This is a genomic window from Collimonas arenae, from assembly GCF_001584165.1.
GTDB lineage: Bacteria > Pseudomonadota > Gammaproteobacteria > Burkholderiales > Burkholderiaceae_D > Collimonas > Collimonas arenae.
Window position 1 is genome coordinate 4271288 of sequence record NZ_CP013233.1, and the last position, 23071, is coordinate 4294358.

A 23071-nucleotide genomic window follows, 5' to 3' on the forward strand; every position below is an offset into this window, starting at 1 on the left:
ACATCGAGCGACGATTAAATATAGGTCATAAATATGCAGGCACTTGTAATTTTGTGTTTCCAAAAGATACAGACTCCAGCCGCTCCTGAATCGCCCGCAGGGCTGCCACGGCGCCGCCCCTAAGGTAAAATGGCGCTCTGCCGGACGGCATTGTCGTTTTACAAAATAATTGTGGGGCAACGCAGCAAAGTTGCCGCAGTGCGACGCCAGACCCGAAACCCCACCTGACTTCCCGGAATACCCATGTTGCGATTGAATGAAGTACAACTCCCCCTCGACCACCCGGAAGACGCGCTACACAGCGCGATCCTGGAACGCCTGGGAATCGGCGCCGAAGCCATGCTTGGTTACACGATTTTCCGCCGTAGCTACGATGCGCGCAAAAAATCCGCGGTCATCCTGACCTACACCGTGGATGTCGAGTTGAAGGATGAAGCCGAAGTCCTCAAACGCCTGGCGCGCGACCGCACCGTGATGCCGACGCCGGATACCAATTACCACTTCGTGGCGCAAGCGCCGAGCCAGTTGAAATCGCGTCCGGTGGTGATCGGCACCGGCCCTTGCGGCCTGTTTGCCGGCCTGATCCTGGCGCAGATGGGTTTCAATCCGATTATCCTGGAACGCGGCAAAGCGGTGCGGGAACGTACCAAGGACACCTGGGGTTTGTGGCGCAAACGGGAGCTGCAACCGGAATCGAACGTCCAGTTCGGCGAGGGTGGCGCCGGCACTTTTTCCGACGGCAAGCTGTGGACCCAGATCAAGGATCCCAAGCATTACGGCCGCAAGGTGCTGACTGAATTCGTCAAGGCCGATGCGCCCGAAGAAATCATGTACGTCAGCAAACCGCACATCGGCACTTTCCGGCTGGTCAAGATGGTCGAGCAGATGCGCGCTACCATCGAAGCGTTGGGCGGCGAATTCCGCTTCCAGCAAAAGGTGGAAGACATCACCATCAAGTCCGAAAACGGCCAGGGCCAGGTACAGGCCGTGGTGCTGGCCAGCGGCGAGACCATCGTTACCGACCATGTGGTGCTGGCGATCGGTCACAGCGCCCGCGACACCTTCCAGATGCTGTACGACCGCGGCGTCTACATCGAAGCCAAACCGTTCTCGCTGGGCTTCCGCATCGAGCATCCGCAATCACTGATCGACCGCTGCCGCTTCGGCCCCAGCGCCGGCAATCCTATCCTCGGCGCGGCTGACTACAAGCTGGTGCATCATGCCGAAAATGGCCGTGCGGTTTACAGCTTCTGCATGTGCCCGGGCGGCACTGTAGTCGCAGCCACATCGGAGCCGGGCCGCGTCGTTACCAACGGCATGAGCCAGTATTCGCGCAACGAACGTAATGCCAATAGCGGCATCGTGGTCGGCATCACGCCGGCCGACTATCCCGGCCATCCGCTGGCCGGCATCGCCTTCCAGCGCGAGTGGGAATCGCGCGCCTTCGAACTGGGCGGCGGCACTTACGACGCTCCCGGCCAGCTGGTCGGCGACTTCCTCGCAGGCCGTCCATCGACTACGCTCGGCTCGGTGATCCCATCCTACAAACCCGGCGTGCACCTGGGCGATCTCAGCACCGCGCTGCCGGACTACGCTATTACCGCCATGCGTGAAGCATTGCCGGCATTCGACAAACAAATTCGCGGCTTCGCGATGGCCGATGCGGTGCTGACCGGCGTTGAAACCCGCACTTCGTCACCGATCCGCATCAAACGTCACGACGACAATCTGCAAAGCCTGAACACTACTGGCCTGTTTCCGGCCGGCGAAGGTGCCGGTTATGCGGGAGGCATCATGTCGGCGGCGATTGACGGCATCCGGGTGGCGGAAGCGGTGGCGCTGAGCATACTGGGGAAAAATTAAACGGTCGGATTTGGATTTTTCGATTCTTTGCCGCAAAAAAATACGCCAGTTCAAGCTGGCGTATTTTTTTGGAAAATCCTATCTACGACGAACGACTACTTGCTGGCGTCGCGCGTTGCCTGCACCAGACATTTCGACAATTTGTCGAAATGCAGCCAGGCGGCCTGGCTCAACTCGATCTGCTTGCGGCGCGTATCGTCGGTATCGCTGAGGACGATCCAGCCTTTTTCGCGCATTGATTTCAGGCGCGCATGCAGCATGGCCGGCGAACCGAGTTCACTTTGCGCCATCATGTCGCGCACCGACAGGCGCTCCTTCGCTTGCCCGGCGCGCGCCACGAAAGCCAGGATGCGATCTTCCAGCGGGTCCAGCGATGGCAACGACGGCAAGCCGCGCAAGGCATTCGCCAATTGCAGAAAACGCACGTAAATATCGGCGGGGCGATTATGTTTGTCCATGGCTACTTTATCAATTCTGTAATGTGGAACAGTCTGGTAGCGCTCTTAAATTTGTATCGATGATACTCGTCATTTAACAACATTCGCAAGTATCTTTCCTGCGCGCATACGGATACTTCGGTAATATACGCGCGCCATGTCCTCCACTTCGTCTCCTGCCGCGAAATTGCACCTCAGCCTGATGACGGTCAGTACCACCGTGGTCGTCTACATACTGGTCTACATGGCAAATGACTGGCTGTTCAAGCAAATCGAGTTTACACAAGGAATCGCCTGGGTCTATCTGCCTGCCGGCATACGGCTTATTTGCACCTTGCTGTTTGCCGAATCCGGCGTGCTCGGCATCCTCATCGCCTCGCTGCTGACCTCCAGCATCTATGCCATATTTCCCGGCGATCCAGTCACCACTGTCGGCTATAGCGTGATCTCGGCGCTGGCGCCCTATCTGGCTTATCGCTTCACGCTGCAGGAAATGCACCTGCAGCGCTCGTTGAGCAATCTGACAACCACCCGCCTGCTCGCTTGCATCCTGTTGTATGGCCTGACCAATCCACTGCTGCAGCTGATGTGGTTCGTCATGCGCGGCATCTCCTATCATTTCTGGTCGGGCCTGATCGTGATGTCGATCGGCGACCTGACCGGTTCGCTGATCGTGGTCTACGCGATCAAGATGCTACTGTCCTTCTTTCCACTGCCCCGCCGTTAATCATTTGCAATTACTCGCACGGCAATAACGCGCAAGCACGTGGTGCTGCGACCACATGCGCCGTAATTGAAACCGATTGTAATACTGACGAAATATTTCGTCGTTATCCTGCCGCACAGTTATAGAAATTATAGCGATCAAACAGATCGCTATCTCTGCAAATATTCAACTGGAGTGCGGCAATGCGTAGTTGGGACGAACCAAAAAAGCGGAAAGCCCGCGTCGAAATTATTCCGATGATCGACGTGATGATGTTCCTGCTGGTGTTTTTTGTATTGATCAGTCTCAACGTGATTCCCGCGCTCGGCTTGAAAACCCATTTGCCGAGCGCCAGCAGCGCGCAGGATTTAAAACCGCAAAACAAGGCCGTTATCACGATCGGTTTGAACGACGCATTGCAGGTGGATGGCGTCGATACCAAAATCGGTGAGCTGGCAACGCGCCTGAATCAAGCCAAGAAGGACGGCGAGAAACTTAACGTGATCGTCAATAGTGACCGTGGCGTCGAGGTGCAGCGCCTGGTGGAAGTCATGGACAACCTGAAGCAGAACGGCTTCGAGTCGATCTCCATCGCTACCCGCAAGCCGTAAGCCCAGACATGACGACCACGCCGTTTTTTTATCGATTCCGAGATGCGGTGGCAACGCTGCCGTCGCTACTCATACTCGCCATCCTGATCCTTGCCGGCATCCAGAAGGCAGTAAAGATCCAGGCACACACAGACGATTCCACAGTGCAGATTGCGTTGACGGAACCCGATCCACCTGCGCCGCCCGTGGTAACACCAGTGACGCCTACGCCGCCAACGCCAACACCGCCGCAGGTTGTGAAACCGGTTCCGGTAATGCAACCGGTGCGCCCGCAGCCGGTGCCGCAACCGACAGTCAACCCCACACCTGTCAGCACTCTACCGAGCGCTGAAATGGCTGCTCCGGCTCCAGCACCGATTCCTACCCCGGCGCCGCCAAAAGCCGTTCCGGCACTCCCGACGCCAGCACCGGAAGCGCCGCCCGCCAAGCCGAGCAACGCCAGCGTCGAGTCCGGCTATGTCGCCAAATTACGTGCACACCTGAACAGCATCAAGCGCTATCCGACAGGGCGTGAAGCCAGCCAGCAAAGGCCGCAAGGCAAGGTCAAGGTCTGGTTTGTCCTGAAGCGCGACGGCACGCTGGTCGAGCAAGGCATCGACGAGTCATCGAACTCCATGCTGCTTGACGACGCTGCCCGCAAAACCATCAACAGAGCTGCTTTTCCCGCTTTTCCCGAATCCAGCTGGACCGGAGAGGCGACACACCGATTCAGCGCCGAGTTGGAGTTCGTCCCGGGGGCGGGATGATTTTTGAAACACGCACTTTTTAATCACTTACAACACCGAAAACGTACAGGGAGTAATGCCATGCAATTCAAAGTCACCCGGCTGTCACTGCTGATCTCCGGGTTATTCATCGCCGCCAGTCCACTGACCTACGCTGCCGACACCACTGAAGTCGGCAAGGTCACCGTGCAAGGCGATGCCAACGGCGGTCAAAGCACTGGACTGATCCAGCAAGAAGAAACGCCGAAAGCGCGTAGCTCGGTCAATCGCGATTACATGGAAAAGCAAAGCACCACCAGCAATCCATACCAGATGATCAATCTGCTGCCAGGCGTGAACTCCTACGACCAGGACGGCACCGGCCTGTTCGGTGGCAACGTGCGTGTGCGCGGCTTCAACAGCGATCAGTTGGGCTTCACCATCAATGGCGCACCGGTCAACGATTCGGGCAGCTTCGCCGTCTATCCGCAGGAATACACCGACGCCGAGAACCTGTGCGACATCTTCGTCACGCAAGGCTCGACCGACACCGAAGCACCGCATGTCGGCGCCTCCGGCGGCAATATCGGCATGACCATGTGTACACCGGAAGACAAGCAACGCTTCCGCACCGAATACACATTCGGCTCCAACAGCCTGCAGAAGGGCTACGTGCGCTTCGATTCGGGCAAGATTTTCAACGACCGTTTCAAGTTCTTCCTGTCCTACTCGAAAACCCAGGCTGACAAGTTCAAGGGCGAAGGCCGTGCCGACAAGGAACACGTCGACTTCAACAGCAAGTTCGATCTGGGCGGCGGCAGCTATGTCGACACCGGCTTCATGTACAACTCTGCCATCAACAACAACTACCGTTCGCTGACCAAGGCACAGATCGCCCAGTACGGCCCGAACCTGGATTTCGGCACTGTCGCTCCAGTACATCAACCGGGTGGACCTGGCGCGCAAAACGATTCGACTTACGGTCCGAATGCCGGCATCAACACCGGCGCCAAGAACCTGTACTACGGCTACAACCTGAATCCGTTCAAGAACTGGCTCGGCACCATGAATGCCCACTTCCAGCTGGCACCGACATCGAGCATCGATGTCAGCCCCTACATGTGGTACGGCTTCGGCACCGGCGGCAACCAGTTGCAGACTGTCACCGAAGGCAATGCCGGCAACCTGTTGGGCGGCGGCGTACGTGATGCCAACGGCGACGGCGACACCAAGGACACCGTGTTTGCTTATGAAGGCAGCCGCACCCGCACGTATCGCCCAGGCGTGACGATCAAGTACAACCAACAGATCGACAATCACAAGCTGATGGTCGGCTACTGGTATGAGCGCGCACGTCACCAGCAAACCGGCCCATACACCACAATCGACAACAGCGGCAATGCTTCCGATGTCTGGCTCAACAACCCGAGCGCATGGCTGAAAAATCAGGATGGTTCCTACGTTCAGTATCGCGACACGATGACCATCAGCACCGGTAAATCGGCGTTTGCGCAAGATAGTATCAGCCTGCTGCAAGACAAGTTGAATCTGCAGGTTGGCGCCCGCTATTCCAGCATCGACCGCGACTTCACCAACAACCCGAGCCAAAGCTCGCCAGGCTTCTATACCTTACAGAAATCGTACTCCGATCTGCTGCCTAGTTTCGGCGCACGCTATCAGCTGGATCAGGTGCAATCGGTGTTCTTCAATGCGGCCAAGAACTTCAAGGCGCCTGGAAATTTCTCGTATTTCAACCTGATCTCCGGCGGCACTATCGTCAACGGCGTGTACACCGGCGGCACCGTCCGTCCTGTGCCGGTCGACAAGGAAACTTCGTGGAACTACGACCTCGGCTACCGTTACGCTGCTGACAAATGGACGTTCTCCGGCTCGCTGTTCTATATCAATTTCAAGAACCGCATCGCCACTTCGTACAACCAGGACACCAACAGCAATACCGATTACAACGTCGGCGATTCGACCTCCAAGGGCCTGGAACTGGAATCCGGTTACTCGATCACCAAGAACCTGAGCCTGTACGGTTCGCTCTCTTACATCAAGAGCAAGATGGACAACAACATGCAATATTCGGCGACCGCGACGTTGCCGACTGCCGGCAAGGAGTTTCCTGATACGCCGAACTGGCTGAGCGGCATGAGCCTGCAGTACGCGCAAGACAACTGGTATGTGTTCAGCCAGGCCAAATACACCGGTAAGCGCTACACCACGCTGGTCAACGACGACAGCATCGGCGGCTATACCGTGTTCAACGCCGGCGCAGGATACACCTTCCCGTCGTCGACCTGGCTGAAAAGCCCGACGCTCAAGTTCAACGTCAACAATATTTTTGACAAGAAATTCCTGAGCCTCAGCTCCGGCAGCGGCAGCCAATTCACCACGAACTCCGTGGCGATCGGCAGCATCGCGGCATCGGCGCCGTCGTTCTATGTCAGCCCACCGCGTACCTTCAGCGTATCGTTGATCGCGGATTTCTAATCCAGCTGTAGTAACCCCGGCGGTGGACTTCGGTCCACCGCCATGAATTTAAGTGCATTCGTGCGCAGAGAGGTCAATATGAACATGCAATTATTCCACGAACTCGCTTTCTACCTGATGTACGCCTGCGCCGCCCTGGCGCTCTTCGTGATTGTGGAACGCGGACTCTTCTTCAACTACACACTGCGCCAGGCCATCGGTCTGGAAAAGGCCATGACCCATGCAGTCCAGCATGTGCAGGAACTGCCGGCCGAGTTGACGGCGCGCGCCAGCCTGCCGCTGACCCTGGTGTCCGATATCCTGGCCGAAAAACATCAGTTGACCAGCGAGAAGGATCTTGAGGATTTCAGCGAGTCCGTTTATATCGCCAACCGCGGCGAAGTGCAGCACCGCCTGTGGATTCTCGACACCATCGTCACCGCAGCGCCGCTACTCGGACTGCTCGGCACGATTTTGGGTATTATCGATACCTTCAAGGCGTTGGCAGTATCCGGCGTATCCGATCCAGGCCAGGTATCGCAGGGCATCGGCACCGCACTATATGCAACAGCATTGGGGATCGGCATTGCCGTGGTCGGCATGTTCTTCTTCAACATGTTCCAGGAACGGATCGAGCGCATCAACGATCACCTGAAAGTCTTGATGTTGCGCGCCTGCGTCGGCCGAGTCGCTGATAATGGCGCCAAAGCCGCGGCTGCGGCAGAAGCCCGAAATTTACATTTGGCCTGATTAAATTCTATTTGAAGACTGGTTGAACTCCATGCGTGCAATCTCCATTGGCCGGACCAAGTTATTGTGCTGCATGGCCGCGGCCTTGCTGGGCGCTTGCAGCAGCTTGCCAAACGCCCCGGCCAGTGCGCCGGTAGAGCTCAACCTGGTCGCCATCAATGACCTGCACGGCCACCTCGAAGCCGAAACAAAGAGCTTTGCCAGCATTGCCGACGCCGTCGGCACCGCGCCGCGCAAGCTCAAGGTTGGCGGCATCGACACCATCGGCGGCGCCCTCAATGCCTGGCGCGCCGAAGATCCGCAACTGCTGCTGGTCGGCGCCGGCGACCTGATCGGCGCCAGCCCTGCACTATCCTCCATCTGGGCCGATGAACCAACCATCTCCGCCCTCGGCCAACTCGGCCTGCGCGTCAGTTCAGTTGGCAACCATGAATTCGACCAGGGCAGCGCAGAGTTGCTGCGCTATCAAAACGGCGGCTGTAAATCCACTCGCCCCGACAAGGCTTGCCAGTTCGAAGCCCATTATCCTGGTGCGAAATTTTCCTACCTCGCGGCCAACGTGATCGACAATGCCAGCGTCCAGCCAATGCTGCCGCCCTACCGCATCGAACAAATACGCGGCGTCAAGATCGCCTTCATTGGCGCAGTCGTGCGCGGCACCGAAAAAATGGTCTCCGCCGACGGCATCGCCAACGTCCATTTCATTGATGAGGCCGAGGCCATCAACCGTTGGGTGCCCGAGATCAAGGCACAAGGCGTCAGCGCCATCGTGGTCCTGATTCATCAGGGCGGCGAAACCAAGGAACCGTTCGACAAGGTGGCCTGCAGCCAATTGCAAGGCCCGATCGTCGACATCGTCAAACACCTCGATCCAGCCATCAAGCTGGTGATCAGCGCCCACAGCCACCAGGGCTACACCTGCCAGGTCGACGGGCGCACCGTCACGCAAGGCGAATCGTTCGGCCACATGCTGACCCGCATCAGCCTGACCATCGATCCGCGCGTTGCCGACCTGCCTGGAAAAATTACCGCGATCCGCGCATACAACGTGCTGATGGATACGCAGCGCTTCACTCCCGATCCGGCGCTGTCGGCGTTCCTGCAAAAACTCAAGGCACGCAGCGACGTAGTGCTGGCGCAACCGATTGCGCGCATCGCGGTGCCGCGCATCGATAACCACATCAACGAAGCCGGCGAATCGCCGCTCGGCGACGTGCTGGCCGATTCGCAACTGGCGGCCACGCGCAAGCTCGGTGCGCAAATCGCCATGACCAATCACAAGAGTATCCGCGAAAGCCTGGAAAGCGGTCCGGCCGGGACCAACTACGCACAGGTTGCCGCCACCACGCCGTATGGCAATACGCTGATCCTGCTGACGCTCACCGGCAGCCAGATCCAGGCCTTGCTGGAACAGCAAAGCTGGCTCGAACAGGATCGCCAGGGCGGCCGCGTCATGCTGCAGGTTTCACACGGCTTGAGCTATCGCTGGGACGCCGCCAAACCACTCGGACAGCGCGTGCTGCCCGGCAGCATCAAGCTGAACGGCGCCGCCTTGGATCCGCGCGGCCAATACCGCGTCAGCGTCAACAGCTTCATCTCGCAGGGCGGCGACGGTTTCAGTTTGCTGACCCAAGGCGCAGATCGCGTCGACACCGGCATCAACGACCTCGATGCGTTGAGCCATTACCTGATCGCCAGCGAGCACGATGGCCATCCGGCCGGCAGCGCCCAAACAGCCGGTCGCATCGTACGCGTTCATTAATCAAATTCTTCTGGATTCCAAATGCGTAAACTGATCGTCTCGATTGCCATCCTGCTTGGCTATGGCACTGCCGCCCATGCCGAGTTCGGCATCCCCGGCTATGAACTGGTGCATACAGTGCCAGTTGAAACCGCGCTGGCCACGCCCGATTTGCGTGAACCGCTGCAGGTCTGGAGCGAAATGTTCGACGGCGCCAAGCACGATATCGTGCTCGGTCAGTTTTACGTTGCCAGCCAGCCTGGCGCAGCGTTTGAACGCGTCATTGAACGGCTTGCCGCCGCCGGTAAGCGCGGCGTCAAGATCCGCTTCCTGATGGAAGAAAAAGGCAAGTTCGCCTCCGACATGCCGACCATCGAACGCCTGAAGAAATTCCCAATCTGGAATTCCGCTATCTCGATTATTCCAAGCTGACTGGCAACGGCATCATCCACGCCAAATACATGGTGAGCGACGGCAGCACCGCCTATGTCGGCAGCCAGAATTTCGACTGGCGCTCTTTCGCGCACATCCACGAAACCGGTTTGCGCATCACCGATCCGGTGGTGGTCGCCCAGGTACAAAATATTTTCGAGCATGATTGGCAGGCACAAGAATTGATCGCACAAGGCAAGCCGGTGCCACGCCTCAATCAAACCGCAGTGGCCGCCAACGACCAGCAAGCGACATTCCTGGTGGCCAGCCCGAACGCCTTCAATCCTCCCGGCGTTGGCGACTCCGAAACCGAGCTGCCGAAACTGCTGGCTGCCGCCAAATCCGAAGTACGGATCCAGCTGCTCGACTACGCGCCGCTCAGTTACGGCCCCAATCACACGCGTCCTTTTTACGCGGTGATCGACGATGCGATCCGCAGCGCATTGGCGCGTGGCGTCAAGGTCAAGCTGATGGTGTCAAACTGGAACACCGAGAAGCCGGCAATCGATTATTTGAAGAGCCTGGCGCTGCTGCCCGGTATGGAGATCAGGATTGTGACGCTGCCGCAAGCCAGCAGCGGCTTCATTCCGTTTGCGCGGGTGATCCACAGCAAAACCATGGAAATCGACGGCCAAGTGGCCTGGATAGGCACCAGCAACTGGAGCGGCGGCTATCTGGATAACTCACGTAACCTGGAAATCGTGTTGCGCAACGAGAAGATGGCGAAACGGATTGCCGATCTGCACCTGCAAACCTGGGATTCGGCGTATGCCGAGCCGATCGATGTGATGAAGGATTATCCCAAGCCGGTCAAGGGCAAGGAATAATCCTGGATGTCGATAAGCGCTGTTCATACTTATCGACTAGAGCCACTCAAACAAATCAAACAGATCAGGCCGTCCCCACCACCGCAGTCAGCATGCTGATCGAGCCGATATCGATGCCGTCCACCGCAATCGAAATCGCCTCGTCATCGTGCTTGGTGCCGGCAATGTACAACAGCGGCAGATAATGCTCCGGCGTCGGCACCGACAATTGCGCGTCCTGGCCCTGGTCGGCGTAGTCGATCACCGCCTGCAGATCGCCGTTCAGCAACGACGCGCGGATGTGGTCGTTGAAACGCAGCGCCCAATCGTGCGCCGCGGCGGGCCGCCGCGCGTCATCAGGCGCAGGTTGTGCACCACATCGCCGCTGCCAATGATCAGCACGCCCTGCTCGCGCAGCACCGCCAACTTGCGGCCCAGGTCAAAATGAAACTGCGCCGGCTGCGTGGCATCGATGCTCAGCTGGATCACAGGCACATCGGCCTTCGGAAAAGCCTTGACCAGCACCGACCAGGTGCCGTGATCCAAGCCCCAGGATTGATCCATCGTCACATCGAGCGGCGCCAGCAAATCACGCACCTGCGCTGCCAACGCCGGATCGCCAGGAGCCGGGTAGCGAACATCGAACAATGCCTGCGGGAAGCCACCGAAATCATGGATGGTTTTCGGTTGCGGCATCGCCGTCACGCCAATGCCGCGGGTGTACCAATGCGCGGAAATCGACAGGATCGCTTTCGGCTGCCGCAGCGCCACGCTGGCGCCCAGCTGTTCCCAGGCGGCGGTATAACGGTTGTCTTCCAATGCATTCATCGGGCTGCCGTGACCGAAGAAAATCGCCGGCATGCGGGTGGCGCTTGTGCTCATCTTGATCTCTTTCAAAAAAATTCCTGCAATGCGCTTATTTTGCCTTGCTCAACGCAAACGCGCCGTTACCCAGCAGGGCGATGGCAATCGCGGTCACCACCATGAATGCCGGATATTCCCAGCCGCCGTTCGGACTGGTAAATACCCAGCCGTTCGGGGCATGCACCGACAGGGCGCCGAGCAGCACCGGCAGCGAAATGATAGCTGCAATCCTTGCCTGCAATCCCAACACCAGCGCAATACCGGTCAGCACTTCAACCGCCACCACAGGGTACACCGACCAGCCTGGAAAGCCTTGACTGGCAAAAAATGCAGCGGCGCCCGGCAGCGTGAAGACAAACACTTTCAAGTAGGCGTGCGCCAGCAGCGCAATGCCCAAGGTCAGGCGCAGCAGGGTGGCGGCATAAGCGCCGGTGTCGATGGTTTTTGTCGTAGTCATGATGTTCTCTTCTTGATATTGGTTAAAAGCCGGAGCCATGCGCGTTTTGCGGGCAATAACTCGATGATTTGTTCATGGATCGGTTTTCACTATATATTCTTCCAATTGAAAGAAAAATACGATTTTATTGAAATATTATTTCCGAATTCCAAAATAATAAGGGTCGCCGATGAACCTGTTTGAAGCGATGAAAGTGTTTGTCAAAGTGGCCGAGGTTGGCAGCCTGTCGGGCGCTGCGCGCATCCTGGACTTGTCGAATCCGTCGGTGACGCGGCATATTGCCGATCTGGAAACCTATCTCGGTGCGCGCCTGCTCAATCGCAGCACCCGGCGCCTGAGCCTGACAGATACCGGCAGCGCCTACCTGGAACGGTGCCGCCAGTTGCTGGCCGACCTGGAACAGGCCACGCTGGCGGCCGGCATGCACGCGGCCAATCCGAACGGCGTGTTGCGCATCAATGCGCCGGTATCGTTTTCGGTCAATCATCTGGGTCGGCTGCTGCCGCTGTATGCGCAGCGTTATCCGAATGTCGAGCTGGACGTGACGCTGTCGGACCGGGTTGTTGATCTGGTCGAGGAAGGTTTTGACTTGGCGATCCGCATCGGCAAGCTGCAAAACTCCAGCCTGGTGATGCGCAAACTGGCGCCGGTACATGTCCTCACCTGCGCTGCCCCGGCCTACCTGGAACAGCATGGCGTGCCGCAGCATCCGGACGACCTGGCGCGGCACGCCTGCCTGACCTATGCCTATACCATGCCGGACAATGAATGGCGCCTGCAACGTGACGGCAAGGTACATACAGTACGTATCGGTGGCGGCTTGCGTTGCAACAATGGCGATCTGCTGCTAGCGGCAGCGCTGGCCGGCATGGGCATCATCCGCCAGCCGACCTTCATCATCGGCGATGCCATCCGTGCCGGAAAACTGCTGCCAATACTGACTGACTACCGCAGCGATCAACTAGCCATTCATGCGGTATATCCAAGCCGGCAGCACTTGTCAGCCAAAGTGCGCACTTACGTCGATTTCCTGGCCGAGCAGTTCGGCGAATCGCCGGAATGGGATCGTGACTTGCCGATATGACAAAAAAGGCCGCTGATGCGGCCTTTTCAACAAACGTTTTGTTAGCGCCTACTACCACGCCAACACTTATTCCGTCGCTTACTTCTTGCTGCGTGGGGTCGCTGCCTTGGTCAGCTGGGCAGTAGCATTACTCAGGTTTGCTTCCAGCGTCTCCACCGCCTGCTTGGTATTTTTTGTCAGCTGCTCATAGCCGGCATTGGCATTGCTGATGACGGTTTTCAGAATGGCAATCGCATTCTCCGAACCGGCCGGCGCGTTCTTGCTGACTTCTTCAATCAACGCGTTGATGCGGCGTGTAGTTTCTGCGACTTGCGCTTCCGCAGCGCGCGTCAATTCCGCCTGGGTGCCGGAAGCAATGCCGGCCAGATGACGGCCGTAGGCAGCGGCCTTGTCGGCTCCGGGCTTTGCCTGGGCGGCAGAGATGTTGAGAAATTCCTGTGGATCCTTGGCGCTCAACAACTGTTTGGCGGCGCCGCTGGATTCCTCCAGCGAGGCCTTGGCGGCATTCAAATTGAGTTCGATGACCTTTTCCACACCTTCGAAAGTCTTGGTGGTCAGGGTATTGAGTAATGCCAACTGGGCTTCGAAATGCGCTTTTGTAGCTGCGGCGAACTGTTCATGAAACGAAAACATGGTCTTCTCCTGTGTGAACAAATCAACTCTTGCAAGGTTGTATCCAACTGCGGCGAAACATATTACATAGCCACAAATGCAGGGTAGTTATCATATTAACGGCCCCGGCAAATTTTTGTCAGCCTGCTGCCGCTGCGCAAGCCTTGCGAGTCTTCGGCTGGCTGCCATGGGCATTGCGGCAAGAACGATAGCCGACGATCGATTCTTCAAAGGCGCGCCGCGCTTGCGCGACCGGCAGCTTCGCCATGCGCTCGGCCAACTTGCGGCTGACCTGGAAATGCTGGTAGTCGATCGGTTTTTTCCAGTCGCCGCCCCAGATCAGAAAGCCATGCTGCGCAAATAGTTCCACCACCTGTTCGCTGCTACCGGCTCGCTCCACCGTGCGCCGAGCGAACGCCTGTCCGGCCGGCGGGCTGTATTCCAGCCGACCTTGCATGTCGCTCTGCACATACGGATTTTGCAAAGGATTGATATCGATCGCCAAACCGTATGCGTGCAAGGATATTGCCTTGCCGCCGGTGATCGGCCGGTCGTTAAAGGCGGAAGTATTGTTGTCCGCCATCGACACATCGTCATTGCCTTGATAATGCTCCATCAAACGGGCCTGCGCAAGCGGGAATCGCCGCTTGAACAATTCCTCGAAGATCGCCCTCACTTGCGGCGCGACTGCCGCCATCACCATGATTTCACCATCCTCGTGGCGCTTGCCGTCGAAGTCGACATAGGGGAAACGCACAACCTGCAACTGCTGGCAATTTACCGGCGCCCCAGGCTGGAGAACGCGCTGCCTGACGGCCTCGCATTGCCGGGTATCCAATCCCGATCCATCGGACGACTGGGCATTGGCGAACATCGCCATGCCGAACAGCAGCGGTAACAATAACGCAAAACGAAATACCGGCATCTGCATCAGGTCACCGGCGGCATGACCAGTTCGTGTACCACCAGGCCGGCGTCGGAACTGCCGAAAGTTTCACCGTTGGCGCGGATGCGCTCTGCGGCTTGCATTGCGTCCGTGTAGCCTTGCTCCCAGCGCCATTCCACCGAACCGCGGGAGAAATTGATGTCCTTGGATGGCATGTTCCAGTCGTGGCCGCTGTAACGCAAGCGCACGATATGAATGGTACTGTTGTCGGACAAACCCTCGAATTCCTTGAGGTCAGACTTCTTCCGCAGCGCTGGAGGCAGCTTGTCATACAGTGCCTGCGCGGCCCGGCGCAATTGATACATGCGCAAGTAATTTTCGATGTGGCGTTCCGAACGCGAGGCGAATGTCACGTCTTTCTGGCGGTTGGTGATCTGGTCCAGGGTCACCGGCTCGGGGCCGTTGGCGCTCCACAAATCCACCATGACGCACAAGGTGTTGCCATCGACATCGGTTTTGGATTCATCGTCCAGCACCACTTCCAGCGGCGTATTCGAATACAGGCCGCCATCCCAATACAGGTCGCCATCGATGCGCACCGGCGCAAAGCCGGGCGGCAGGGCGCCGCTGGCCATGATGTGTTCGACGCCGATGGTCCGCTCCTGGGAATCGAAATTGACCAGGCTGCCGCAAGCGACGCGCATCGCGCTGACGGTCAGGCGCATCCCGCCCGGGGAGTTCAGGTACTTGAAATCGACCAGGCGTCCCAGCGTCTCAGCTAACGGGGTAGTGTCGTAAAAACTGGCTTGTTCGGCCTCCACCGGCATACCCAGCAGAAACGGATTGAGTCCACGTGGCGAGAAAAATCCTGGCACGCCTCGGGTGGTCACATCGGTGGTGGTCCACCAAGTATTGAACTGGCGCACACTGTCAGGAACCCGGCTGAGATCCATCAGGTCGCCGTGGCCGACCTGCTCCCAGAACTCCTTCAGGCGCGACAGGCGCAGATCGCGCTCGTTACCAGCGATGATCGCGGCATTGATTGCGCCAATCGAGGTTCCCACCACCCAATCCGGAGTCAAGCCATTCTCATGCATCGCATGGTAAACCCCTGCCTGATAAGCCCCCAGCGCGCCGCCTCCCTGCAACACCAGCGCCACGCGCGGTGTTGTGGACTCGGCCTTGCTCGTAGTGCGCGGTTGCGACTTGGAAGTGGTTCTATTGCTCATTTGACGCCCATCTTGTGTATGGAGGAACAACCATATTAACCGATCGCGATAATAGGCAACGACGGCGCCTTATATGTCATCAAATCATCATAAACAGTAACGATTCTCATTTGTGTTATATTTGGCAATCGCCAAGTGTAACAATTTGTTACAAGCAACAAAATATCATTTCAATCATCAAAAGAGGAATGCCCATGCTTTTGCGCTCCATCATCGCCACCGCCATCCTGGCTGCAGGAACCACAGCCTCTGTCGCACAGAACCAGGTCCTGAACCTGTATTCGGCGCGTCATTATCCAACCGACGAAGCGCTGTACAGCAACTTCACCAAGGCCACCGGCATCAAGGTCAACCGTGTCGATGGCGACGATGCCGGCACCATCGCCCGCCTGAAGAGCGAGGGCGCAGCCAGCCCGGCCGACGTGATCCTGCTGGTCGATGCCGCGCGCCTTTGGCGCGCCGAGAACGACGGCCTGTTCCAGCCGGTTAAATCGGCGGTCCTCGAGCAGCGCATCCCGGCCAACCTGCGCGGCAAGGACGACGGCAAAGGTTCGCAATGGTTTGGCTTTTCGACACGCGCCCGCGTGATCGTCTACAACAAACAGAATGTCCAGCCGCAAGACGTTGAAACCTACGAAGCGCTGGCCGATCCGAAGAACAAGGGCAAGCTGTGCACCCGTTCCGGTTCGCATCCGTACAACGTCTCGCTGTTCGGCTCCTTGCTGGAGCATCATGGCGAAGCCAAGACTGAAGCGCTACTCAAGGGCTATGTCGCCAACCAGGCGCGACAACCGGTCGGCGGCGATACCGACCAGATCAAGGCAGTCGCTTCCGGCGAATGCGGTGTGGCGATTTCGAATTCCTACTATGTGGCGCGCCTGATGAAATCAAGCAAGCCGGAAGATATCGACGTGATGAAAAAAGTCGCGGTGATCTGGCCTAACCAGAACACCACCGGCACCCACGTGAATATCGCCGGCGCCGGCGTCGCCAGGCATGCGCCGCATCGTGAAGCTGCGGTCAAGTTCCTGGAATATCTGTCGAGCGACGATGCCCAGCGCTATTTCGCCGAAGGCAATAATGAAACCCCGGCAGTCAAGGGCGTAAAGACTGGCAATCCGGCGCTGGATGCGCTGGGCCCGTTCAAGGCTGAAGTGATCGATGTCTCGGCGGTTGGCCGCAATCAACAAAAAGTGCAGCAATTGCTGGATCGCGCCGGCTACAAATAAGTCGCGCGAGCCCAGACATAAAAAAGGCTGGCGAACTGCGTGTTCGCCAGCCTTTTCCTATAACGGAGCAACAATTCATTTTCTCCTGATCATGTAGATTGCCAGTCCGATCAGCAGTACCACACCAAATTCCAGCCCGACCACAACATACTTTGCCATGATGATTTACCAAAAAAGTCGTTCAATTTACAACGGAAATGTCACCACGTGATTAACGTCCAGCTTGATGCCGATCCATTCGTCAATCGCATGATCGTGATGAGACGGCACCAAAGCCAGCAGCTCCTGCCCGCTCGCCAGTTGCAATGTGTACAGGAATTCCGCACCACGGAAAGACTTGCGCACGATCCTCGCCTTGAACGGCGACGCATCGTCATGCACGATATCATCCGAACGCAACAGTACATCGAATTGCCGACCGGCGTCGCTATCGGTCCGGATCTCCGGCAAGGCAGCTGCGCTGACATCCTGCAGTTCACCCAGCGCGGTCGATACCGTCAGCCGTCCATCGCTCTGAACCAAGCGCCCCGCCAACATGACGCCATGGCCGATGAAATCAGCGACAAACCGCGTCGCCGGCCGGTGATACAAATCGTAGGGCCTCGCCCATTGCTCCAACTGCCCGGCCTGCATCACACCGACCACATCGCCGACAGCGAACGCTTCCATTTGATCGTGGGTCACCATCAGCGCGGTGATGCGCGCCTGCGTCAGGATCTGACGCACGTCATGCGCAAGTCGTTCGCGCAGTTCGACATCCAGGCTGGAAAACGGCTCATCCAGCAACAGCAGCCGCGGCTCCGGCGCCAAGGCCCGCGCCAGCGCCACCCGTTGCTGCTGGCCGCCCGACAATTGATGCGGATATTTTTCCTGCGAACCTTCCAGCCCTACCAGCGCCAGCATCTCATCAACCCGCCGCATACGTTGCTGCTTGCCCATGCCGTGCAAGCCGAAGCCGATATTCGCCGCAATGTCCAAATGTGGGAACAACGCAAAATCCTGGAACACCATGCCGATCCGGCGTTGCTCGGCAGCGACCCGGGTGCCAGGCCCATCGAGCAATGTGTGATCGAGCACAATCTGTCCACTCTGCGCCTGCTCAAGGCCGGCAATCGCACGCAACAAGGAGGTTTTACCGCTGCCCGAGGGACCGATCAGCACGCCCAACTGCCCAGCGGCCAGTTGCAGCGACACGGCGTTGACCGCTGGCGCTGCTGCGGTCGGGTAACGGACACTGACTTGATCGAGGGTGAGAAACATGGAAGATCGATGCTGGAAGCTGGTTACAATTCGGTTGCTCGGCATGAACGCATACTAGCGGCTCATGTCGAAGAGAGCCTAGTTTACCGTACTCCCATTTAATCCCCCAACACTCCTTTGCTCGCTACATGCCACTAATCGGTTTAATCGCCCTGTTGATCGCCCTTCCCCTCCTCGGCATCGTCGGCGCCTGGGTGCATCTGGATGCACAAACGATCAACGTGCTGACGCAGCAGATGCACACTGTGCTGCCAGGGTACCTGGCGACGTCGGCCTGGCTGGCAGTGGCGGTGACGATCGGCGTGGTGATCGTTGGCGCGGCGACGGCTGTCACGGTCAGCCTGTTCGAGTTTCGTGGGCGACACTTTTTCCAGTGGGCACTGCTGTTGCCAATGGCGATGCCAGCCTACGTCTCCGCCTACGCGTATACCGATTTCCTGCAATATAGCGGCCTGCTACAAAGTGGTTTGCGCCAGTTGATCCCGGACTTGCGGCTGCCGGAAATACGTAGTTTGCCCGGCGCGATTTTCCTGTTCATTTTCACGCTCTATCCATACACCTACCTGCTGGCGCGTAATGCCTTGAACGAACGCGGCGCACATCTGATGGAAGCTGCACGCCTGCTTGGGACGCCGTTGGCGGCACGCATCCGTCGCGTGGCGCTACCGTTGGCAAGGCCGGCGCTGATGGCCGGCGCCGCGCTGGCATTGATGGAAACCTTGGCCGACTACGGTGTCGGCGCCTACTTCGGCCTGAGCACGTTTACCACCGGTATCTATAAAGCCTGGCTGGTCATGGATGACCGCATTGCCGCGGCACAACTGGCATCGGTATTGCTCGGTATCGTCGCGCTGCTGTTGTGGGTCGAACGCAAGGCCAGCAACGGCTGCGCTTTTCCAGCGTGCGCGGGCAACATAGCGATGCACCGGAAACCCGATTGGCGCCATTGCACGGCAGCCGCCAGTTGCTGGCATGGCTGGTGTGTGCACTGCCGATTCTGCTCGGCTTCGTGCTGCCGGTACTGATCCTGCTGCGGCTGATGTGGCGCGAATTCCTGCATCAGGAAATCGATCCCTACATGAACGCCGGTTTCGACCTGCTGCGCTACGCCGGCTGGGCCTGGAACAGCTTCCGCTTCGGCGCCATCGCCGCCATTCTTGCGGTAGCCGTCGCGCTGGCGCTCAGCTACGTACAACGCGCAAGCACCCTGCCGCCGCTGAAACTATGGCTATTGCGACTAGTCACGCGCATGGCGTCGATGGGTTACGCGGTGCCAGGCTCGGTGATTGCAGTCGGCATCCTGCTGCCGCTGGCGTGGCTGCAGGTGATCGCGCCACGCAACCAGATCGGCATCCTGGTCACAGCTACCTCGTTTGGCATCCTGTATGCCTATCTGGTGCGTTTCAGCGCAGTCGCAGTGCAATCGATCGAAGCCGGCTACGCCCGCATTCCGACGACACTGGATGAGGCGGCGCGCACGCTCGGCAGCAGCGGCTGGCGCATCGCCCGTATCCTCCACGCGCCGCTGCTGTGGCGCTCGATGGCGACGGCATTCCTGATGGTGTTCGTCGATGTCGTCAAGGAGTTGCCGGCCACGCTACTGCTGCGTCCATTCAACACCGATACGCTGGCCGTCATCGCGCACAACCTGGCGCGCGACGAAAGGCTCGGCGAAGCCGCGCTGCCGGCACTGACCATCGTCGCGGTGGGGCTGATCCCGGTATTGTTGGTGACAAAGGCCCTGGGCCGGCGCTGAAGCGTAAAATGGCGCATCCTGCAGTTTCTGCCGCCAATCTTTCCGTTAGCCAATTATGACCATCCTGCTGTCCACGCTCAACGCACGCTATTCCCATGCTTCCCTCGGGCTGCGTTACCTGCAGGCCAACATGGGCGAGTTGCGCGATGCCACCCAGCTACATGAGTTCGTGATCGGCGCCAAGACTACCGATATCGTCGAGAAGCTGCTGGCGCACAAGGCCAGCACAGGCACGACCATTGTCGGTTTCGGCGTCTACATCTGGAATATCGAGGAAACCACCAAGGTGGTGGCGATGCTGAAGCGGGTCGCTCCCGATATCGTAATCGTGCTGGGTGGACCGGAGGTATCCTACGAATCGGCTGAACAGCAGATTGTCCAGCTGGCCGATTACCTGGTCACCGGCTGGGGCGATGTGACCTTGCCGCAGTTGTGCAAGCAGATCCTGCATGGACCGAAGCCACTGATGAAAGTGCATGTCGGCGTGCAGCCGCCGATGGCCGATATCGCCTTGCCGTACAGCCTGTACAGCGACCACGACATCGCGCATCGCACGCTATATGTGGAAGCCTCGCGCGGCTGTCCGTTCAAATGCGAATTCTGTTTGTCGGCGCTGGACAAGACCGCGTGGCCGTTCGCGCTCGACGACTTCCTGGCCGAGATGGAATCGCTGCATGCACGCGGCGCGCGGCTGTTCAAGTTCGTCGACCGCACCTTCAACCTGAACGTCAAGACCAGCCTGAAGATCCTGCAGTTTTTCCTCGACAAGCTGGCGGCAAATCCGGACGATCCAGTGTTCGCCCACTTCGAGCTGGTGCCGGATCATTTGCCGGACGCGCTGAAGGATGCGATCACGCAATTCCCGCCGGGCGCGCTGCAATTCGAAATCGGCATCCAGAGCTTCAATCCGGAAGTACAGGCGCTGGTCAGCCGCAAGCAAAACAACGAGAAAGCGGCGGAAAACATCCGCTGGCTGATGCAGCAGTCGCACGCGCATTTGCACGTCGACCTGATTGCCGGCTTGCCGGGTGAAGATGTCGACAGTTTCGCCCGCGGCTTCGATAAGCTGGTGGCGCTGCAGCCGCATGAAATCCAGTTCGGCATCCTCAAGCGCCTGCGCGGCACGCCGATCATCCGCCATACCGAACCGTTCGGCCTGATCTTTGATCCGCATCCGCCGTACACCATCCTGGCGACCAACCTGATCGATTTCCCAACCATGCAGCGCCTGCAGCGTTTCTCGCGCTATTGGGATCTGGTTGCCAATTCAGGACGTTTTGCACATACGCTGCCGATCTTGCTGGGTGAGACGCCGTTCGCCAATTTCATGGCGTTCTCCGATTGGCTATACGGCAAGACCGACGCCACCCACCGGATTGCACTGGACCGGCTGGCAGGACTGGTCGGACAATGGCTACGCTTGCAGGGGATGACGGAAAAAGAAGTGAACGCCGTGCTCAGCACGGACTATGCGGGCAAACCTGCCAAGCAGGCAGATGTGCAGCAATTGGTAGTTAAGCAGGAAACCGAGGGCATGGCGGCGCCCAAACGGCAAGCGCGCCATTTAGCTCACTGATCTGGCGCTGGCGAGATCGAACATGTGCTGGCGCCACGCGGCAATCAACTGCTGGGCAACACTGCCCATCGACGCCAGCGCAACACTGCTGCTGCGATTGATGATCATCAGCGCATACACATCGGCAAGCGCGTTGACTTCGGGCGACAACGCGCACTCTTCCCCTACCGCAGGCCGTTGCAGGCGCCAGTAATTGATGGCTTGTTCCAGTTCGGGCAATGATATATCCATGCGTTTATTGTACCTGCCGGTAGCAGATTGTCAGAAATACCGCACAAATATTATCAAAACACTACGCCGGCAACCAGGATGATGTTGGCGTAGGGCGTGAACTCGCCGGTGCGGATCACCGCTTTGGCGCTATGCGTCATGCGTTTGAAATCGGCGTGCGACAAGGTGCGCTTGTCCGGCAGACCGAGCGCGTCAATCTGTTGCGCCAGTTGCGGACTGTGCAAAGGCAATTCATCGGCCAACACATGATGCTCGACCTGCATTTCGCTCAGGATCGTTTGCAGGGTCGCCATGAAACCGGGCACACCGCGAGTCAGGGCCAGGTCGATCAACGGCACGCCGGGCGGGACCGGCAAGCCGGCATCGCCGATCACGACGCTCTCGCCATGACCCAGCGATGCGATCAGTTGCGACAGTGCGATATTCAATAACGGGCTTTTCTTCATCTCAAGCTTCCAGTTCGTGACGATAAGGAATCGAGGTTTGCGCACCGATGCGCGCCACGCTCAACGCGGCAGCGCGTTGAGCGAAAGCGATGGCATCGGCTTCGCTGCGCCCTTCGGCCAGCGCCGCCACAAAACCGCCGATGAAGGTATCACCGGCGGCGGTAGTATCGATGGCCTTGGTCGGCTGTGCAGCAAAATGCACGGAGCCGCTGGACAACGCCGCATAAACGCCTTTTGCCCCCAGCGTCACCAGCACCTTGTCGGAACCGCTGGCGCGCAATGTCGCGATGGCGGCATCGATCGCCGCATCACTGTCGAGACTGGCTTCAGGCAAACCGGCCAGCATCGCCGCTTCAATTTCATTTGGAATCAGATACTGCACCTGCGCCAGCAAATCGCTTGGCAGAGCCTGTGCCGGAGCGGGATTGAGCACGACCACTTTGCCCAACTCGTGCGCCAGTTTGATTGCATGGCGGATGGTCGGCAACGGCGTTTCCAGTTGCAGCACTACGATCCGCGACTGCTCAATCAGCGCGCGTGCAGCATCGATATGCGCCGGGCTCAGTGCATCGTTGGCGCCTGCCGCCAGCACAATGCTGTTCTGACCACCGGCATCGACCAGGATCGACGCTACGCCAGACGCCACGCCTTTAATCGTGCTGACATGAGTGTCGTCGATGCCGTCGCTGCGCAACGCAGCGCGCAGCTCGGCGCCAAAGGCGTCGTCGCCGAGACAAGCGATCATCGCCACCTTGACGCTGTCGGCGCTGAGACGCGCGCAAGCGACTGCCTGGTTGGCGCCCTTGCCGCCCGGAATGGTCCGGAACTGGCCGCCGGACAAGGTTTCGCCGGGATGCGGCATGCGCGGCACGCGTAATACCAGGTCCATGTTGATACTGCCGATGATGACGATCAT

21 protein-coding genes and 2 pseudogenes are annotated in these 23071 nt (G+C 58.5%); 12 read left to right on the forward strand and 11 right to left on the reverse strand.

Translation table 11 applies throughout. From position 1 onward, the window contains the following. Positions 1-243 precede the first annotated feature (243 nt). On the forward strand, positions 244-1863 hold the full coding sequence (locus CAter10_RS23815; protein WP_061534746.1) for an NAD(P)/FAD-dependent oxidoreductase: 1620 nt from the start codon (positions 244-246) through the stop codon (positions 1861-1863). 95 nt (positions 1864-1958) lie between these two features. Here the strand turns inward: CAter10_RS23815 and CAter10_RS19585 are convergent, their stop codons facing one another. Beyond that, a complete protein-coding gene (locus tag CAter10_RS19585) occupies positions 1959-2321 on the reverse strand; it encodes a hypothetical protein (protein WP_061534747.1) in 363 nt (120 codons plus the stop codon). Between the two features lie 136 nt (positions 2322-2457). Here CAter10_RS19585 and CAter10_RS19590 point away from each other — a divergent pair, with 136 nt between their 5' ends. The 7 genes and pseudogenes from CAter10_RS19590 (at position 2458) to CAter10_RS19620 (ending at position 10546) form a co-directional block, all read left to right on the forward strand. Continuing rightward, positions 2458-3027, forward strand: coding sequence for a hypothetical protein (locus tag CAter10_RS19590; protein ID WP_061534748.1), 570 nt, complete (start codon positions 2458-2460; stop codon positions 3025-3027). A gap of 182 nt (positions 3028-3209) precedes the next feature. After that, entirely contained in the window at positions 3210-3617 is a 408-nt protein-coding gene (locus tag CAter10_RS19595) for an ExbD/TolR family protein (protein WP_061534749.1), read from the forward strand. A gap of 8 nt (positions 3618-3625) precedes the next feature. Continuing rightward, positions 3626-4363: a TonB family protein gene (locus CAter10_RS19600; RefSeq protein ID WP_061534750.1), complete on the forward strand. Its 738-nt coding sequence runs from the start codon at positions 3626-3628 to the stop codon at positions 4361-4363. A 60-nt stretch (positions 4364-4423) separates the two neighbouring features. Next, positions 4424-6817, forward strand: coding sequence for a TonB-dependent receptor (locus CAter10_RS19605; protein ID WP_061534751.1), 2394 nt, complete (start codon positions 4424-4426; stop codon positions 6815-6817). 78 nt (positions 6818-6895) lie between these two features. Continuing rightward, a complete protein-coding gene (locus tag CAter10_RS19610; RefSeq protein ID WP_061534752.1) occupies positions 6896-7546 on the forward strand; it encodes a MotA/TolQ/ExbB proton channel family protein in 651 nt (216 codons plus the stop codon). Positions 7547-7577: 31 nt separating this feature from the next. Continuing rightward, complete coding sequence (locus tag CAter10_RS19615; RefSeq protein ID WP_061534753.1) at positions 7578-9308, forward strand: bifunctional metallophosphatase/5'-nucleotidase; 1731 nt, start codon at positions 7578-7580, stop codon at positions 9306-9308. Positions 9309-9329: 21 nt separating this feature from the next. Continuing rightward, positions 9330-10546, forward strand: a pseudogene (locus tag CAter10_RS19620) (phospholipase D-like domain-containing protein). A gap of 64 nt (positions 10547-10610) precedes the next feature. On the opposite strand, the gene CAter10_RS23820 reads toward CAter10_RS19620, so the two are convergent. The 3 genes from CAter10_RS23820 to CAter10_RS19630 are packed head-to-tail and all read right to left on the reverse strand — an operon-like array spanning position 10611 to position 11846. Continuing rightward, positions 10611-10814, reverse strand: a complete 204-nt coding sequence (locus CAter10_RS23820; protein ID WP_236905417.1) for a class III extradiol ring-cleavage dioxygenase family protein — start codon at positions 10812-10814, stop codon at positions 10611-10613. Continuing rightward, positions 10808-11407 carry a 4,5-DOPA-extradiol-dioxygenase gene (ygiD, locus tag CAter10_RS19625; protein ID WP_236905418.1) on the reverse strand — a complete coding sequence of 200 codons (600 nt, stop codon included), beginning with the start codon at positions 11405-11407 and terminating at the stop codon, positions 10808-10810. Before ygiD ends, CAter10_RS23820 begins: the two co-directional genes overlap by 7 nt. Positions 11408-11441: 34 nt before the next feature. Further along, on the reverse strand, positions 11442-11846 hold the full coding sequence (locus tag CAter10_RS19630; protein ID WP_061535472.1) for a DoxX family protein: 405 nt from the start codon (positions 11844-11846) through the stop codon (positions 11442-11444). A 169-nt stretch (positions 11847-12015) separates the two neighbouring features. Between CAter10_RS19630 and CAter10_RS19635 the strand changes: the two genes are divergently transcribed. Continuing rightward, a complete protein-coding gene (locus CAter10_RS19635) occupies positions 12016-12930 on the forward strand; it encodes a LysR family transcriptional regulator (protein ID WP_061534754.1) in 915 nt (304 codons plus the stop codon). A gap of 78 nt (positions 12931-13008) precedes the next feature. Here CAter10_RS19635 and phaP read toward each other — a convergent pair whose 3' ends face one another. From phaP to CAter10_RS19650, 3 genes are all read right to left on the reverse strand, one after another. Further along, positions 13009-13563: a TIGR01841 family phasin gene (gene phaP, locus CAter10_RS19640; RefSeq protein WP_061535473.1), complete on the reverse strand. Its 555-nt coding sequence runs from the start codon at positions 13561-13563 to the stop codon at positions 13009-13011. Positions 13564-13681: 118 nt separating this feature from the next. Then, the gene (locus CAter10_RS19645; RefSeq protein WP_061534755.1) at positions 13682-14473 is read right to left on the reverse strand and encodes a M15 family metallopeptidase; all 792 of its coding nucleotides are present in this window, start codon (positions 14471-14473) and stop codon (positions 13682-13684) included. Beyond that, positions 14473-15657, reverse strand: coding sequence for a patatin-like phospholipase family protein (locus tag CAter10_RS19650; RefSeq protein WP_061534756.1), 1185 nt, complete (start codon positions 15655-15657; stop codon positions 14473-14475). The genes CAter10_RS19645 and CAter10_RS19650 overlap by 1 nt, the downstream gene beginning before the upstream one ends. 194 nt (positions 15658-15851) lie before the next feature. Here CAter10_RS19650 and CAter10_RS19655 point away from each other — a divergent pair, with 194 nt between their 5' ends. Next, on the forward strand, positions 15852-16886 hold the full coding sequence (locus CAter10_RS19655) for a Fe(3+) ABC transporter substrate-binding protein (RefSeq protein WP_061534757.1): 1035 nt from the start codon (positions 15852-15854) through the stop codon (positions 16884-16886). Between the two features lie 186 nt (positions 16887-17072). Here CAter10_RS19655 and CAter10_RS19660 read toward each other — a convergent pair whose 3' ends face one another. Next, positions 17073-18146, reverse strand: coding sequence for an ABC transporter ATP-binding protein (locus CAter10_RS19660; protein WP_061534758.1), 1074 nt, complete (start codon positions 18144-18146; stop codon positions 17073-17075). 128 nt (positions 18147-18274) lie between these two features. On the opposite strand from CAter10_RS19660, the pseudogene CAter10_RS19665 reads away from it, so the two are divergent. Next, positions 18275-19902, forward strand: a pseudogene (locus tag CAter10_RS19665) (ABC transporter permease). 55 nt (positions 19903-19957) lie between these two features. After that, positions 19958-21478 carry a B12-binding domain-containing radical SAM protein gene (locus CAter10_RS19670; protein WP_061534759.1) on the forward strand — a complete coding sequence of 507 codons (1521 nt, stop codon included), beginning with the start codon at positions 19958-19960 and terminating at the stop codon, positions 21476-21478. Here CAter10_RS19670 and CAter10_RS19675 read toward each other — a convergent pair. Genes CAter10_RS19675 through rbsK form a run of 3 tightly spaced genes read right to left on the reverse strand, consistent with a single transcriptional unit; the run spans position 21467 to position 23071 of the window. After that, positions 21467-21709 carry a DUF3717 domain-containing protein gene (locus CAter10_RS19675; protein WP_061534760.1) on the reverse strand — a complete coding sequence of 81 codons (243 nt, stop codon included), beginning with the start codon at positions 21707-21709 and terminating at the stop codon, positions 21467-21469. The two genes, CAter10_RS19670 and CAter10_RS19675, sit on opposite strands and share 12 nt — an antisense overlap. 53 nt (positions 21710-21762) lie before the next feature. After that, positions 21763-22155 carry a D-ribose pyranase gene (gene rbsD, locus CAter10_RS19680; protein WP_061534761.1) on the reverse strand — a complete coding sequence of 131 codons (393 nt, stop codon included), beginning with the start codon at positions 22153-22155 and terminating at the stop codon, positions 21763-21765. Position 22156: 1 nt separating this feature from the next. Further along, positions 22157-23071: a ribokinase gene (rbsK, locus tag CAter10_RS19685; protein ID WP_061534762.1), complete on the reverse strand. Its 915-nt coding sequence runs from the start codon at positions 23069-23071 to the stop codon at positions 22157-22159.